The following is a 15,415-nucleotide window of genomic DNA, read 5'->3' on the forward strand; positions in this document are numbered from 1 at the left end:
TTCAGCGCCGATGGTAGTTGGGGGTTTCCCCCTGTGAGAGTAGGACGCCGCCAAGCTTCTATAAAGATCAGTTCCAGTCGGAACTGGTCTTTTTTGTGTTTTTGAGAGGTTTGATACCATATAAATGTGGAAATAATATTGTTAATTGAGCGATTATCTTGAAAAATCGATCGAAAAAATTTATAGTAAGATTAAAGTCAAATATAGTCAAAGTCAATGGAGGAGGAGGCGGAGTGGCACAAAATATTTCTGATATCATCGAGCAGTATTTGAAGGAAGTCTTGGATCAGAACGGTCGAGAAATATTAGAAATTAAGCGCAATGAAATTGCAGATAAATTTCAATGCGTACCTTCACAAATTAACTATGTTATCAATACACGCTTTACGAGCGAGAGAGGCTATATCGTTGAAAGTAAGCGTGGCGGCGGTGGCTATATCCGCATCATTAAAGTCAAAATGAATGATGAAGTCGACTTATTGAACAACATTATTTCCCAAATATATCATCGTTTATCACAGGCTGCATCTGATCATATCATCATGCGTCTTGTTGAAAATAACATTTTATCTGAAAGAGAAGCTAAAATGATGATTAGTGTCATGGACCGTTCTGTATTGCATATTGATTTACCTGAACGTGATGAACTGCGTGCTCGGATGATGAAAGCGATGTTAAATGCTTTGAAATTAAAGTAAAGCGGGTGAAAAGATTGATTTGTCAAGAATGTAATGAGAGACCAGCCACTTTTCACTTTACGAAAGTTATAAATGGAGAAAAACAAGAAATGCACATATGTGAACAATGTGCAAAAGAAAACAGTGATTCATATGCTATGAGTGGAAACCAAGGTTTCTCGATTCACAACTTATTATCAGGCTTATTGAATATTGATCCTAGCTTCACCACAAGTGCTAACAAGGGCTCGTCTATTTTTCAAGAAGCGAAAGAAGTGGATCAATGTCCTAAGTGTGGCTTAACCTTTCAGCAGTTCAGAAAAACAGGCCGATTTGGCTGTGCAGAATGCTATCGTACATTTGATCAGTATCTGAACCCTGTTTTACGGAAAGTCCATAGTGGAAATACAGTCCATAATGGAAAAGTCCCAAAACGAATTGCCGGCAGCCTGCATGTTCGCCGGAAACTTGAGTTAATGCAGCAAGAGCTGAAGCAGCTGATTGAACAAGAAGAGTTCGAAAAGGCAGCGGAAGTTCGAGATCAAATTCGTGCATTAGAGCATGAGCAATCTCAGCAGAGGGAGGGAGATTAACGACATGTCGCTCCAGCATTTTATTCAAGACGCTCTAAGTCAGTGGATGAAACAAAAAGGACCAGAAAGTGACATTGTTTTAAGCAGTCGTATCCGGCTAGCTCGCAATCTAGAGCATGTTCGTTTCCCAACTCAGTTTTCTCAAGCTGAAGCTGAAGCTGTTCTCCAGCAATTCGAACAAAAGTTTGCTAGCCAGGAAGTGAAGGACATTGGAAACTTTGTTCTCATTCGAATGAATGAAACGCAGCCTTTAGCAAAGAGGGTACTTGTTGAAAAGCATTTGATTAGCCCCAATTTAGCTGAATCAAGATTTGGCGGCTGTTTGCTTTCTGAGAATGAAGAAATCAGTGTGATGCTGAATGAAGAAGACCATATTCGAATCCAATGCTTATTCCCAGGTTTTCAGCTAGCCAATGCACTAAAAGCGGCTAATCAGGTAGATGACTGGATTGAAGAGCAAGTGGATTATGCGTTTTCTGAAAAGCGAGGATACTTAACAAGCTGTCCGACCAATGTAGGTACAGGTATTAGGGCTTCGGTCATGATGCATTTACCAGCATTAGCGCTCACAAGACAAATGAATCGGATTATTCCGGCCATTAATCAATTAGGTCTTGTGGTCAGAGGAATTTATGGTGAGGGCAGCGAAGCAATAGGAAACATCTTTCAAATATCAAATCAAATGACACTTGGCCAATCAGAAGAAGACATTGTAGATGACTTGAATAGTGTGACCGCTCAGCTCATTGAACAAGAGCGATCTGCACGAAAAGCGTTATATCAAACATCTAAAATTGAACTTGAGGACAGAGTGTACCGTTCCTTAGGGATTTTGGCCAATTGTCGTATGATTGAATCAAAGGAAACAGCAAAGTGTTTGTCAGATGTGCGGCTTGGAATTGATTTAGGTATCATTAAGGGGCTTTCAAGTAATATACTGAATGAACTCATGATTTTGACTCAGCCCGGCTTCCTTCAACAATATTCAGGAGGAGCCTTAGAGCCAAATGAACGAGATATAAAACGAGCAGCGATTATTAGAGAAAGGCTGCGCTTAGAAATGCATAGGAATGGACAGGAGGATGAAACGATATGATGTTTGGAAGATTCACTGAAAGAGCTCAAAAGGTATTAGCACTTGCACAAGAAGAAGCCATTCGCCTAGGCCATAAAAACATAGGTACTGAGCACATTTTACTTGGCCTTGTACGTGAAGGTGAGGGCATCGCTGCCAAAGCGTTAGAAGCACTGGGCCTTGTTTCAGATAAAATCCAAAAAGAAGTCGAAAGCTTGATTGGAAGAGGGCAAGAGGTGTCTCAAGCTATTCCTCATTATACGCCTAGAGCGAAGAAGGTCACTGAGCTTTCAATGGATGAAGCAAGAAAGCTAGGTCATTCCTATGTAGGGACAGAACATATTCTATTAGGTCTTATTCGTGAGGGAGAGGGTGTCGCTGCCCGTGTCTTAAATAACCTCGGAGTGAGCTTAAATAAAGCACGTCAGCAAGTCCTGCAGCTGCTTGGAAGCAATGAAACAGGTGCATCTGCGGCAGGCTCTAATAGCAATGCAAATACACCAACACTAGATAGCTTGGCAAGAGATTTGACAGCTATCGCAAAAGAGGACAGCTTGGACCCTGTCATTGGCCGAAGCAAAGAAATTCAACGTGTCATTGAGGTCCTAAGTAGAAGAACAAAAAATAACCCCGTGCTGATTGGTGAGCCTGGTGTTGGTAAAACAGCCATCGCAGAAGGTCTTGCACAGCAAATTATTCATAACGAAGTGCCTGAAATCCTGCGCGATAAACGAGTGATGACACTGGATATGGGAACTGTTGTAGCTGGGACGAAATATCGTGGTGAATTCGAGGATCGTTTGAAAAAAGTGATGGACGAAATTCGCCAGGCAGGAAATATCATTCTCTTTATCGACGAGCTTCATACACTCATTGGTGCTGGTGGAGCAGAGGGCGCGATTGATGCATCTAATATCTTGAAGCCATCCTTAGCACGTGGTGAGCTTCAATGTATTGGAGCGACAACGTTAGATGAGTACCGTAAATACATTGAAAAGGACGCTGCGCTTGAACGACGTTTCCAGCCAATTCAAGTAGATCAGCCGTCTGTTGATGAAAGTATTCAAATCTTAAGAGGACTTAGAGACCGGTATGAAGCACATCACCGTGTGTCTATTACAGATGAAGCGATTGAGGCGGCGGTGAAGCTGTCTGACCGTTATATTTCTGACCGTTTCCTTCCAGATAAGGCGATTGATTTAATTGATGAGGCAGGTTCGAAAGTCCGTTTACGTTCGTTCACGACACCGCCTAATCTAAAAGAATTAGAGCAAAAGCTGGATGAAGTACGCAAGGAAAAGGATGCGGCAGTTCAAAGTCAAGAATTTGAAAAAGCAGCTTCTCTTCGCGATACAGAACAGCGTTTGCGTGAAAAAGTAGAAGTGACAAAGAAATCATGGAAAGAAAAGCAGGGACAAGAGAATTCAGAGGTATCTGTAGATGATATCGCAATGGTCGTTTCCAGCTGGACGGGAGTGCCTGTTTCGAAAATTGCTCAAACGGAGACAGATAAGCTTCTGAACATGGAACAATTGCTCCACTCTCGCGTGATCGGACAGGATGAAGCGGTTGTCGCTGTAGCCAAAGCAGTGAGACGTGCGCGTGCTGGCCTGAAAGATCCGAAGCGTCCAATCGGCTCCTTTATCTTCTTGGGTCCAACAGGGGTTGGTAAAACGGAGCTTGCAAGAGCACTCGCTGAGTCTATTTTCGGTGATGAAGAAGCAATGATCCGTATTGATATGTCTGAATACATGGAGAAACACTCTACATCCAGACTTGTTGGGTCACCTCCAGGCTATGTGGGCTATGATGAAGGTGGACAGCTGACTGAAAAAGTGAGAAGAAAACCTTATTCTGTCGTTCTTTTAGACGAGATTGAAAAGGCGCATCCAGATGTATTTAATATCTTACTGCAAGTGTTAGAAGATGGTCGTCTGACTGATTCTAAAGGGCGTACCGTTGACTTTAGAAATACGATTTTGATCATGACATCAAACGTTGGAGCTAGTGAGCTGAAGCGCAATAAATATGTTGGCTTTAACGTGCAGGATGAAAGTCAAAATTACAAGGATATGAAAGGCAAAGTGATGGGCGAGTTGAAACGTGCGTTTAGACCTGAGTTTATCAACCGTATTGATGAAATCATTGTCTTCCACTCGCTTGAGAAGAAACATCTCAAAGAGATCGTGTCTCTCATGTCTGATCAATTGACAAAACGATTAAAAGAACAAGACCTATCAATTGAATTGACGGAAGCAGCAAAAGCGAAGATTGCCGACGAAGGAGTAGACCTTGAGTACGGTGCGCGTCCGTTAAGAAGAGCGATTCAGAAGCACGTGGAAGATCGACTTTCTGAAGAGCTTCTGAAGGGCAATATTGAAAAAGGTCAACATATCGTATTAGATGTGGAAGATGGAGAAATTGTCGTAAAAGCGACGGCTGCTACGAACTAATATAGTAAGAAAAAAGTGTGAGGCATACCAGTAAGGTGTATGCCTCCCTTTACTTATTTTCTGACCAGTATAAGGAGTTGTATTCTTCAATCTATGGCTAAGACAAAATCAAAATTTATATGCCAATCGTGCGGTTATGAGTCAGCCAAATGGATGGGGAAATGTCCAGGCTGCGGCACGTGGAACAGTATGACAGAAGAGGTCGTTCGCAAAGAGCCGGCAAACCGTCGAAGTGCTTTTAATCATTCTGTTCAAACCATTCAAAAACCTTCACCTATATCTGCAATTGAAACATCCGAGGAACCCCGAATTAAAACAAATTTAGAAGAATTTAACCGAGTATTAGGAAGTGGAATTGTCAAAGGTTCTCTTGTTCTCATCGGCGGAGATCCTGGGATTGGGAAGTCCACATTGTTATTACAAGTATCAGCACAGCTCTCAGACAAAAATCAGAATGTGTTATACATATCTGGTGAGGAGTCTATTAAACAAACGAAGCTAAGAGCGGACCGCCTGGGCATTGAAAGCGCCTCTTTACATGTTTTGGCTGAAACCGATATGGAGTATATAACGTCTGCTATACAGGAGATGAAACCTGCTTTTGTTGTGGTGGATTCGATTCAAACCGTTTACCAAAGCGATATCACGTCAGCTCCCGGCTCTGTATCTCAAGTTAGAGAATGTACAGCGCAGCTGATGAAGATTGCCAAAACAAATGGTATTCCTATTTTTATCGTTGGTCACGTGACCAAAGAAGGCTCGATCGCAGGTCCACGCCTTTTAGAGCATATGGTGGACACAGTTCTTTATTTTGAAGGCGAGCGTCATCATACGTTTCGTATTTTACGGGCGGTCAAAAACCGATTTGGTTCAACGAATGAATTGGGAATTTTTGAAATGAGAGAGGAAGGGCTCACGGAAGTATTAAACCCATCAGAAATCTTTTTAGAAGAGCGGTCGGCAGGTGTATCTGGTTCGTGTGTTGTTGCCTCAATGGAAGGAACAAGACCCGTACTTGTCGAGATACAGGCATTAATTTCCCCGACAAGCTTTGGGAATCCGCGAAGAATGGCCACTGGCCTTGATCATAATCGAGTATCGCTGCTCATGGCAGTTTTAGAAAAACGCGTGGGGCTGCTGCTGCAAAACCAAGATGCCTATTTAAAGGTCGCAGGCGGTGTGAAGCTTGACGAACCGGCGATTGACTTAGCTATTGCCGTCAGTATTGCATCAAGCTTTAAAGATGCAGCGCCGCATCAAGCGGATTGCTTTATAGGAGAGGTCGGTCTGACGGGAGAAGTCAGAAGAGTATCAAGAATTGAACAGCGAGTGCAGGAAGCTGCAAAACTAGGATTTAAGCGAATGTTTATTCCTCAGGCGAATATAGACGGATGGAAAAAGCCGAGAGGGATTGAGTTAGTTGGTGTAGAAAATGTAGCGGAGGCACTTCGAATTTCACTAGGGGGATCATAGAAATGGAAAAAGAGAAAAAAGGAGCGAGAGAACTCGATCTCTTAGATATTGTACAGTTTGTGGCACCAGGAACACCTCTGCGGGCAGGGATTGAAAACGTCCTGAGAGCCAATACTGGCGGGCTCATTGTAGTTGGTTATAATGACAAAGTAAAGAGTGTGGTAGATGGAGGATTTCACATTAATTCAGCCTTCTCCCCAGCACATTTATATGAATTGGCGAAGATGGATGGGGCCATTATTCTTAGCGATTCTGGTCAAAAAATCTTGTATGCGAATACACAGCTGATGCCAGATGCAACCATTCATTCATCGGAAACAGGCATGAGGCACCGGACGGCTGAACGTGTAGCAAAGCAGACAGGCTGCTTAATTATTGCTATTTCTGAACGGAGGAACGTCATTACCTTATACCAAGGGAATCGTCGTTATACGCTGAAAGATATTGGCTTTATTTTAACAAAGGCTAATCAAGCCATTCAAACACTTGAGAAATATAAAACGATTTTAGATCATGCCATTTCTGCGTTAAGCGCCCTAGAATTCGAAGAGCTTGTGACCTTTGGTGATGTATTATCCGTGCTGCACCGCTACGAAATGGTACTCAGAATCAAAAATGAAATCAATATGTATATCAAAGAGCTTGGAACAGAGGGACACTTGATCCGTCTGCAGGTCAATGAATTGATTACAGATATGGAGCAGGAAGCGGCTTTATTTATTAAAGATTACGTGAAAGAAAAGATTAAAGATCCGTATGTGCTGCTTAAACAACTTCAAGATATGTCGAGCTTTGAGCTTTTAGATGATTCCATTCTGTACAAGTTACTTGGATATCCAGCTTCTACAAATATTGACGAATATGTGTACACAAGAGGATACAGATTGCTCCATAAAATCCCTAGACTGCCAATGCCAATCGTCGAAAATGTGGTTGAAGCATTCGGTGTGCTAGATCGAATTATGGAAGCAGATGTACAAGAATTGGATGAAGTAGAAGGAATTGGAGAAGTAAGAGCGAAAAAGATAAAAAAAGGATTAAAAAGGTTACAAGAAAAACATTATATCGACCGTCAGCTTTAAGAAGAGAAATTTTTCTCTACTACGGTTAAAAATGGATGAATATGGGTATATTAATGATGGTTTTGTTTTCTGTTGCTCATGATAGGAAACTTAAACATATATCAATGTCAGATGAAGGTGGATTGACAGATGAAAAATAAAGGAGGTGAAGGTATGTTAAAAAGAATCGTTCAGGCGTTTTTTATCATTTTGGGTGCAGTTGTGGGGATTTTTATCATTCCAGAGTTATTTCTGCTTTTAAATGTAAAGGACATACCTTTCATAACAAATGCTTACTCTTCAGCACTAATAGGAGCCGTTGTGTTCTTCATCATTGGTAAATGGTGCACAGGTTATGTGGTTAATTGGGTGAAATGGATCGAGGATTCTCTATTGAAGGCGCCTCTTCCTGATCTTATATCTGGAAGTTTCGGATTAGTATTTGGACTTATTCTAGCATATCTTATTGTAAACGTGATCCCGCTAAACAATATCCCATATCATATTTTTGGTACCATTATTCCGATTTTCCTGGCTTTCTTTTTAGGATACCTTGGGTTTCAGGTAGGCTTTAAGAAGAAGGATGAAATGATAGGGCTGTTCTCCCGATCTGCAAAGGTCACAAAGAAAAAAGGAGCAGCTGATGATGAACCTGAAATAGAAGATAAAAAGCTGAAAATTTTAGACACAAGTGTTATCATTGATGGAAGAATCGCAGATATTTGCCAAACTGGATTCTTAGAAGGTGTCATGGTCATTCCTCAATTTGTACTCGAGGAATTACAGCATATTGCAGACTCTTCAGATGTATTAAAGAGAAATAGAGGCCGAAGAGGTCTTGATATTTTAAATCGTATTCAAAAAGAATTGGATATCAAAGTTGAAATTTACGAAGGTGACTTCGAAGACATTCAAGAGGTTGATAGCAAGCTTGTGAAGCTGGCGAAATTAACTTCAGGTGTTGTTGTGACCAATGATTTTAATTTAAATAAAGTATGCGAACTTCAAAAAGTAGCAGTGTTAAACATCAATGATCTAGCCAATGCCGTTAAACCGGTTGTACTGCCTGGGGAAGAAATGAAGGTACAGGTCATCAAAGATGGGAAAGAGCATAACCAAGGTGTTGCTTACTTAGATGACGGGACGATGATTGTGGTCGAGGAAGGACGCAATTACATTGGAAAAGACATTGACGTGCTCGTCACAAGTGTGCTGCAGACTGCTGCTGGAAGAATGATTTTTGCGAAGCCAAAACTTCTGGAGAAGGCGCTCTAAAGGGAGAACGAACATGTATTATGAAGTAGTTATTCCGGCTGCGGGGCAGGGGAAACGAATGAAGGCCGGCCGCAATAAGCTTTTTATTGAGCTGAAAAGAATGCCGGTCATCATTCATACACTAAAGGTGTTTGACGCTCATGCGCAATGCAAACGAATGATCCTAGCGATCAATGAAGAGGAGCGTCAAGACTTTGAAAGGCTACTCAAGGTACACGCTTTTCAAACGCCTGTTTCACTTGTCACTGGCGGTGAAGAACGTCAGCAAAGTGTATACGAAGGATTAAAGGCTGTGAAAGATGCGGACATCGTGCTTGTTCATGATGGGGCAAGGCCTTTTATTAAGCATACACAGATTGACTTGCTCGTTAAAGCGGCGATTGAAAAAGGCTCCGCAGTTGTAGCGGTACCAGTGAAAGACACAATCAAACGCGTTCAAGAAGGCAAAGTGGAACAAACCATTGAACGTCAGAGCTTGTGGGCAGTCCAGACCCCACAAGCTTTTCGTCATTCTATTTTAAAAGAGGCGCATGAATATGCGGAGCGGACAGGCTTCCTTGGAACAGACGACGCCAGTCTTGTTGAACAATTACAAGGTGAGAATGTGTATATTGTCCAAGGAGACTATACCAATATTAAGCTGACAACACCGGATGATTTATTGGTTGCCAAGGCAATTATGGATGCGGAAAGAGGGTACTAGATCATGTTGAGAATAGGACAAGGTTTTGATGTACATCAATTAACAGAGGGAAGACCTCTAATTATCGGCGGGGTCACCATCCCTTATGAAAAGGGTCTGCTAGGGCATTCAGATGCTGACGTACTGCTTCACACAGTGGCAGATGCATGCCTGGGTGCGATTGCTGAAGGAGATATCGGCAGACATTTCCCAGACACAGATCCTGAGTTTAAGGATGCAGATTCTTTTAAATTATTGCAGCATGTGTGGGCACTTGTGAAAGAAAAGGGCTACACACTTGTGAATATTGACTGCACCATCATGGCGCAAAAGCCTAAAATGGCACCTTACATTCAACCAATGTGTGAGAAAATTGCAGAAGCGCTTGAGGCAGATGTCACACAGGTGAATGTCAAAGCAACAACGACAGAGAAACTCGGATTTACAGGAAGAGGAGAAGGAATTGCCTCTCAGGCAACAGTGCTTCTTCAGAAAAAGTAAAATCCATTTTGATGAGAATAGGTTTTGATGATAAAATACGTTTATAAAAAATTGGTGTCAGACAACATGATGCAGATGAAAGGAAGTTAAACTCATGGGAAATGAAGTGCGTGTTCGTTATGCACCGAGTCCAACTGGTCATTTACATATTGGGAATGCTAGAACGGCTCTTTTCAACTATTTGTTCGCACGCAGCCAAGGCGGCAAATTTATTATTCGAATCGAGGATACGGACCAAAAGCGTAATGTAGAAGGCGGGGAGGAAAGCCAGCTTCGCCACCTGCAATGGCTCGGTATTGATTGGGATGAGAGCATTGATAAAGATGGCGGTTACGGTCCTTATAGACAATCAGAGCGTAATGATATTTACAAAAAATATTATGACGAGCTGTTAGAGAAGGACTTGGCGTATAAGTGCTATTGTACGGCAGAAGAGCTAGAGGCCGAGCGTGAAGCACAAATCGCCCGCAGTGAAATGCCTCGATATTCTGGTAAATGCAGTCATTTATCAAAAGAAGAAGAGGACAAACTGATTGCTGAAGGAAGAGAGCCAAGCATCCGCTTCCGAGTACCAAAAGGAGAAATCATCAAATTTGACGACATGGTCAAAGGTGAAATTTCATTTGAAACAGACGGCATTGGTGACTTTGTTATTGTGAAAAAAGATGGCACGCCAACTTATAACTTTGCCGTAGCCGTGGATGATCATTTGATGAAAATGACTCACGTTCTTCGCGGAGAAGATCATATTTCAAATACCCCTAAACAAATTATGATTTTTCATGCATTTGGCTGGGATGTTCCGCTATTCGGACATATGACGTTGATTGTGAACGAGAACCGTAAGAAATTAAGTAAACGTGATGAATCAATTATTCAATTCATCGAGCAATATAAGAACTTAGGCTATTTACCTGAAGCCCTGTTTAACTTCATTGCATTACTTGGATGGTCTCCAGTAGGCGAAGAAGAACTGTTTACAAAAGAGCAATTCATCGACATTTTCGATGTAAACCGACTTTCTAAGTCACCAGCTCTATTCGATATGCATAAACTAAAATGGGTGAACAACCAATACGTAAAAGCACTTGATCTTGATCAGGTTGTGGCACTAACACTTCCGCATCTTCAAAAAGCAGGCAAGGTAAGTGAGCAGCTGACTGAAGAAGAAAACACGTGGGTACGCAAGCTTATTTCTCTGTATCACGAACAATTAAGCTACGGAGCAGAAATTGTTGAGTTAACAGAGTTGTTCTTTAAGGAGCAAATTGAGTATAATCAAGAGGCAAAGGAAGTTCTAGCAGAGGAGCAAGTACCAGAAGTGATGGCATCTTTTGCAGGTCAGCTTGAACAGCTTGAGTCTTTCACACCTGATGAAATCAAGGCTGCCATTAAAGCGGTACAAAAAGAAACAGGGCATAAAGGCAAGAAACTATTCATGCCGATTCGTGTGGCTGTCACAGGACAAACGCATGGCCCAGAACTTCCGCAAAGTATTGAATTACTAGGTAAAGAAACGGTATTAAACCGCATTAAACAAATATAAGGAAATCGTTGCGAGGGAGAAGTACAATGTACTCGTCCATCACAGAAAGAGTCTCCACCGGCTGAAAGAGACTTATGGGCAGACATTGGAAATGCACCCTCAAGACCCTTGAGGAACACGTACGTTAGTATGCAAGGGCGGTACCCTCCGTTATGGGATTAAGTTGAGAAGGCTGAAAGATAAGTAGCTTTCTAAACAGAGTGGAACCGCGTTTTCAAAACGTCTCTGTCATTTGGCAGAGGCGTTTTTTATTTGTCCAAAAAAAGAGAGCAAGTCCTAAGAGAGATTCATGGGGAAGAACGGGGGGAGCATGTGTTTTTCAAAATGCTGAAAGAAGATATTGATACTGTGTTTGATCAAGATCCTGCTGCTAGAAGCTATATTGAAGTAGTGCTAACCTATTCAGGGCTTCATGCGATTTGGGCTCACCGTATTGCGCACGCATTTTATAAGCGGAAGCTGTATTTTATTGCGCGGATCATTTCTCAGGTCAGCCGCTTTTTCACAGGGGTGGAAATTCATCCGGCGGCAACCATTGGCAGGCGGTTCTTCATTGATCACGGCATGGGCGTCGTGATCGGGGAAACATGTGAAATTGGAGACAACGTCACTGTTTTCCAAGGCGTGACATTAGGGGGAACAGGGAAAGAAAAGGGAAAGCGGCATCCGACCATTTTAGATGATGCCCTCATTGCGACAGGTGCCAAGGTGCTTGGTTCTATCACGGTTGGAAAAGGGTCCAAGATTGGTGCAGGGTCGGTCGTGTTAAAAGACGTCCCAGACCATTCCACTGTTGTAGGTATACCTGGGCGAGTGGTCGTTCAAAATGGAAAGAAAATCAATCGTGATCTCAACCATCAAGATTTGCCAGATCCAGTTTCCGATCGTTTTAAAGAATTGGAACGAGAAATGGAAAAGCTAAAAGGTGAGCTGGCTTCATTGAGCAGAAAGGAAGAACAATCATGACAATCAATATTTATAATACATTGACACGTAAGAAGGAAGAATTTGTCCCGCTTGAGCCAGGAAAGGTCAAGATGTATGTGTGCGGACCAACCGTTTATAACTACATTCATATCGGGAATGCTAGACCTGCTATTGTTTATGACACTGTACGTAAGTATTTAGAATACAGCGGTTACGATGTGAACTTTGTATCAAACTTTACAGATGTGGATGATAAACTCATCAAGGCAGCCAATGAACTCGGAGAAGATGTGCCGACAATTGCTGATCGTTTTATCCAAGCCTACTTTGAAGACGTCAGTGCGCTCGGCTGCAAAAAAGCAGACCTTCACCCGCGAGTGACGGAAAACATGGATGATATCATTGCGTTTATTGCGACATTGATTGAAAAAGGCTACGCCTATGAAGCAGATGGTGACGTGTATTACAGCACACGCTCATTTGAAGGTTATGGAAAGCTTTCTCACCAATCAATTGATGAACTGAAGACGGGTGCTCGTATTCGTGTAGGTGAAAAGAAACGAGATGCGCTGGACTTTGCCCTTTGGAAGGCTGCAAAGGATCAGGAAATCTCTTGGGATAGCCCGTGGGGCAAAGGACGCCCAGGCTGGCACATCGAATGCTCGGCAATGGTCAAAAAATATTTAGGTGATACGATCGACATTCATGCTGGCGGACAGGATTTAACATTCCCTCACCATGAGAATGAAATTGCCCAATCTGAGGCTTTGACAGGGAAGCCTTTTGCGAAATATTGGATGCATAACGGGTATATTAATATTGATAATGAAAAAATGTCAAAATCACTTGGCAACTTTGTGCTCGTGCATGACATTGTGAAAGAACAAGATCCTGATGTGCTCCGCTTCTTTATGTTGTCGGTTCACTATCGCCACCCAATTAACTACTCAATGGATTTATTAGAAAGTACAAAGAGTGCGTTTAACCGACTCAAGACATCGTATGCGAATTTACATCACCGTCTTGAGAGCAGTACGAATATCACGGAAGACAATGCTGAATGGCTGGAAAAAATTGAAGAGCAGCGTGCGACATTTATTTCTGAAATGAATGATGACTTCAATACGGCAAATGCGATCTCTGTTTTATTCGAATTAGCGAAACAGGCGAATTATTATATGGAAAATGATCATACTTCGGAGGAAGTGATCAAGGCATTTATCGGCTTGTTCCAAGAAATTACGTCTGTTCTCGGCTTCTCATTAGAAGAAAAGCACACGCTTGACGAAGAGGTAGAAGCGTTAATTGAAAAACGCAATGAAGCTAGAAGAAATCGTGACTTTGCCCTATCTGATCAAATTCGTGATCAATTAAAGAACATGAATATTGTGTTGGAGGACACTCCTCAAGGTACTCGTTGGAAAAGAGGAGAATAGGCAATGTTGAATTTTGAAAAGCTGAAAGACGGTAAACAGCTGAACGGACTTGCGCTGGCTTATATGGGTGATGCCATTTTTGAAGTGTATGTGAGGCATCACCTCCTCCAAACGGGGGCGACAAAACCAAATGAGCTGCACAAACGAGCAAGCAAAATTGTTTCAGCTAAATCACAGGCTGCTATTTTATTTACGCTTCAGCAGCAAGGCTTTTTCACTGAAGCAGAAGAAGCGGTGCTGAAAAGAGGAAGAAACGCAAAATCAGGCACAGTGCCTAAAAACACAGACGTTCAAACGTATCGTTATAGTACAGCGTTTGAAGCGCTCATGGGGTATTTATTTATCGAAAAGCAGGACGAACGCTTAGAAGAGCTGATTGGTCAGGCGATTGAAATCGGAACGTCAGGGAGGAAGACAAATGAGTCAGCAACATGATTATGTCATTGGGAAAAATGCAGTGATTGAAACACTGAAGTCAGATCGGGAGTTATACAAGCTCTGGATGGCGGAAAACACTGTAAAAGGACAAGCCCAGCAGGTCATTGAACTCGCTAAAAAGCAAAATATCACCATTCAGTATGTTCCGAGGAAAAAGCTTGATCAAATGGTTACAGGTCAGCACCAGGGAATCGTTGCACAAGTAGCAGCATATGAATATGCAGAATTGGACGATCTGTATCAAATCGCTGAAAAGCGGAATGAACAGCCTTTCTTTCTGATTTTAGATGAAATTGAAGACCCGCATAATTTAGGATCTATTATGCGTACGGCAGATGCTGTAGGTGCACATGGGATTGTCATTCCGAAAAGGAGAGCGGTCGGTCTAACAACAACAGTTGCTAAGGCATCCACTGGAGCAATTGAGCATATTCCTGTTGCAAAAGTGACCAATCTTTCAAGAGCCCTTGATGAAATGAAAGAAAGAGGAATCTGGGTTGCGGGAACAGATGCGTCTGCTAAACAGGATTACAGACAATTTGATGGCACAATGCCGCTGGCTCTTGTGATTGGCAGTGAAGGAAAAGGAATTGGCCGATTGATTAAAGAAAAGTGTGATTTTCTGATTAAACTGCCTATGGCCGGGAAGGTTACTTCGTTAAACGCATCAGTTGCGGCTGGTCTATTGATGTATGAAGTGTATCGAAAACGTTATCCGTTAGGAGAATAGAGATGGATATCCTCTTAGTCGATGGATACAACATGATAGGTGCATGGCCTCAGCTGCAGCACTTAAAGGAAAACAGCTTTGAAGAAGCCAGAGACGTGCTGATTCAACATTTAGCAGAATATCAAGCATACACTGGGTATCGAGTCATTGTCGTATTCGATGCCCATATGGTCAAAGGAATTGAAAAAAAGCGGACCAACCACCGAGTAGAGGTCATCTTTACGAGAGAGAATGAAACGGCGGATGAGCGGATTGAAAAGCTGGCGCAGGATTTGAATAATATCCGGACGCAAATTCATGTGGCAACCTCAGATTTTACGGAACAATGGGCTATTTTTGGACAAGGAGCTCTTCGGAAGTCGGCTCGTGAGCTTTTAAGAGAGATTGAAGTGATAGAACGAAAGATTGAAACGAGGGTCAAAAAGATTACTTCTGATAAACCAGCATCTAAGATTGAATTGTCAGAAGATGTATTGAAAACGTTTGAAAAATGGCGGCGCGGGAATCTGGAATAGCTTGACGATATTTCAACCATTAATGTATAATAT

Annotated in this window: 15 protein-coding genes and 1 other annotated feature; all 15 genes read left to right on the forward strand. The window is 42.2% G+C overall.

Annotation, left to right across the window (positions count from 1 at the left end):
• The first annotated feature begins 233 nt into the window (after positions 1 to 233).
• Positions 234 to 698 carry a CtsR family transcriptional regulator gene (locus tag ASE42_RS18080; RefSeq protein ID WP_003217184.1) on the forward strand — a complete coding sequence of 155 codons (465 nt, stop codon included), beginning with the start codon at positions 234 to 236 and terminating at the stop codon, positions 696 to 698.
• 14 nt (positions 699 to 712) lie between these two features.
• Positions 713 to 1,270 (forward strand): UvrB/UvrC motif-containing protein, encoded by a 558-nt coding sequence (locus ASE42_RS18085; RefSeq protein WP_024425862.1) that lies wholly within the window; start codon positions 713 to 715, stop codon positions 1,268 to 1,270.
• A gap of 4 nt (positions 1,271 to 1,274) precedes the next feature.
• A complete protein-coding gene (locus ASE42_RS18090) occupies positions 1,275 to 2,366 on the forward strand; it encodes a protein arginine kinase (protein ID WP_024425579.1) in 1,092 nt (363 codons plus the stop codon).
• A complete protein-coding gene (gene clpC / locus ASE42_RS18095; protein ID WP_007496263.1) occupies positions 2,363 to 4,798 on the forward strand; it encodes an ATP-dependent protease ATP-binding subunit ClpC in 2,436 nt (811 codons plus the stop codon). Before ASE42_RS18090 ends, clpC begins: the two co-directional genes overlap by 4 nt.
• A gap of 93 nt (positions 4,799 to 4,891) precedes the next feature.
• Positions 4,892 to 6,271, forward strand: coding sequence for a DNA repair protein RadA (gene radA, locus ASE42_RS18100; protein ID WP_025092231.1), 1,380 nt, complete (start codon positions 4,892 to 4,894; stop codon positions 6,269 to 6,271).
• 2 nt (positions 6,272 to 6,273) lie between these two features.
• Positions 6,274 to 7,353, forward strand: coding sequence for a DNA integrity scanning diadenylate cyclase DisA (gene disA, locus ASE42_RS18105; protein WP_024425581.1), 1,080 nt, complete (start codon positions 6,274 to 6,276; stop codon positions 7,351 to 7,353).
• A 153-nt stretch (positions 7,354 to 7,506) separates the two neighbouring features.
• On the forward strand, positions 7,507 to 8,607 hold the full coding sequence (locus tag ASE42_RS18110; protein ID WP_024425582.1) for a PIN/TRAM domain-containing protein: 1,101 nt from the start codon (positions 7,507 to 7,509) through the stop codon (positions 8,605 to 8,607).
• A gap of 13 nt (positions 8,608 to 8,620) precedes the next feature.
• Entirely contained in the window at positions 8,621 to 9,310 is a 690-nt protein-coding gene (gene ispD / locus ASE42_RS18115) for a 2-C-methyl-D-erythritol 4-phosphate cytidylyltransferase (RefSeq protein ID WP_024425583.1), read from the forward strand.
• A gap of 3 nt (positions 9,311 to 9,313) precedes the next feature.
• Positions 9,314 to 9,790 (forward strand): 2-C-methyl-D-erythritol 2,4-cyclodiphosphate synthase, encoded by a 477-nt coding sequence (gene ispF / locus ASE42_RS18120; RefSeq protein WP_003216928.1) that lies wholly within the window; start codon positions 9,314 to 9,316, stop codon positions 9,788 to 9,790.
• A gap of 94 nt (positions 9,791 to 9,884) precedes the next feature.
• Positions 9,885 to 11,336: a glutamate--tRNA ligase gene (gene gltX, locus ASE42_RS18125; protein WP_025092232.1), complete on the forward strand. Its 1,452-nt coding sequence runs from the start codon at positions 9,885 to 9,887 to the stop codon at positions 11,334 to 11,336.
• Positions 11,336 to 11,566, forward strand: a binding site (T-box leader). It overlaps the preceding gene by 1 nt.
• Positions 11,567 to 11,648: 82 nt before the next feature.
• Complete coding sequence (cysE, locus tag ASE42_RS18130) at positions 11,649 to 12,302, forward strand: serine O-acetyltransferase (RefSeq protein ID WP_024425585.1); 654 nt, start codon at positions 11,649 to 11,651, stop codon at positions 12,300 to 12,302.
• The gene (gene cysS / locus ASE42_RS18135) at positions 12,299 to 13,699 is read left to right on the forward strand and encodes a cysteine--tRNA ligase (protein ID WP_024425865.1); all 1,401 of its coding nucleotides are present in this window, start codon (positions 12,299 to 12,301) and stop codon (positions 13,697 to 13,699) included. The genes cysE and cysS overlap by 4 nt, the downstream gene beginning before the upstream one ends.
• A 3-nt stretch (positions 13,700 to 13,702) precedes the next feature.
• Complete coding sequence (locus ASE42_RS18140; protein ID WP_024425587.1) at positions 13,703 to 14,134, forward strand: Mini-ribonuclease 3; 432 nt, start codon at positions 13,703 to 13,705, stop codon at positions 14,132 to 14,134.
• Positions 14,118 to 14,867: a 23S rRNA (guanosine(2251)-2'-O)-methyltransferase RlmB gene (gene rlmB, locus ASE42_RS18145; protein WP_024425588.1), complete on the forward strand. Its 750-nt coding sequence runs from the start codon at positions 14,118 to 14,120 to the stop codon at positions 14,865 to 14,867. The genes ASE42_RS18140 and rlmB overlap by 17 nt, the downstream gene beginning before the upstream one ends.
• Before the next feature lie 2 nt (positions 14,868 to 14,869).
• Entirely contained in the window at positions 14,870 to 15,382 is a 513-nt protein-coding gene (gene rae1 / locus ASE42_RS18150; protein WP_024425589.1) for a ribosome-dependent mRNA decay endonuclease Rae1/YacP, read from the forward strand.
• Positions 15,383 to 15,415 lie beyond the last annotated feature (33 nt).

Source organism: Bacillus sp. Root920, assembly GCF_001429445.1.
GTDB classification, from domain to species: Bacteria; Bacillota; Bacilli; order Bacillales; family Bacillaceae; genus Bacillus; species Bacillus safensis.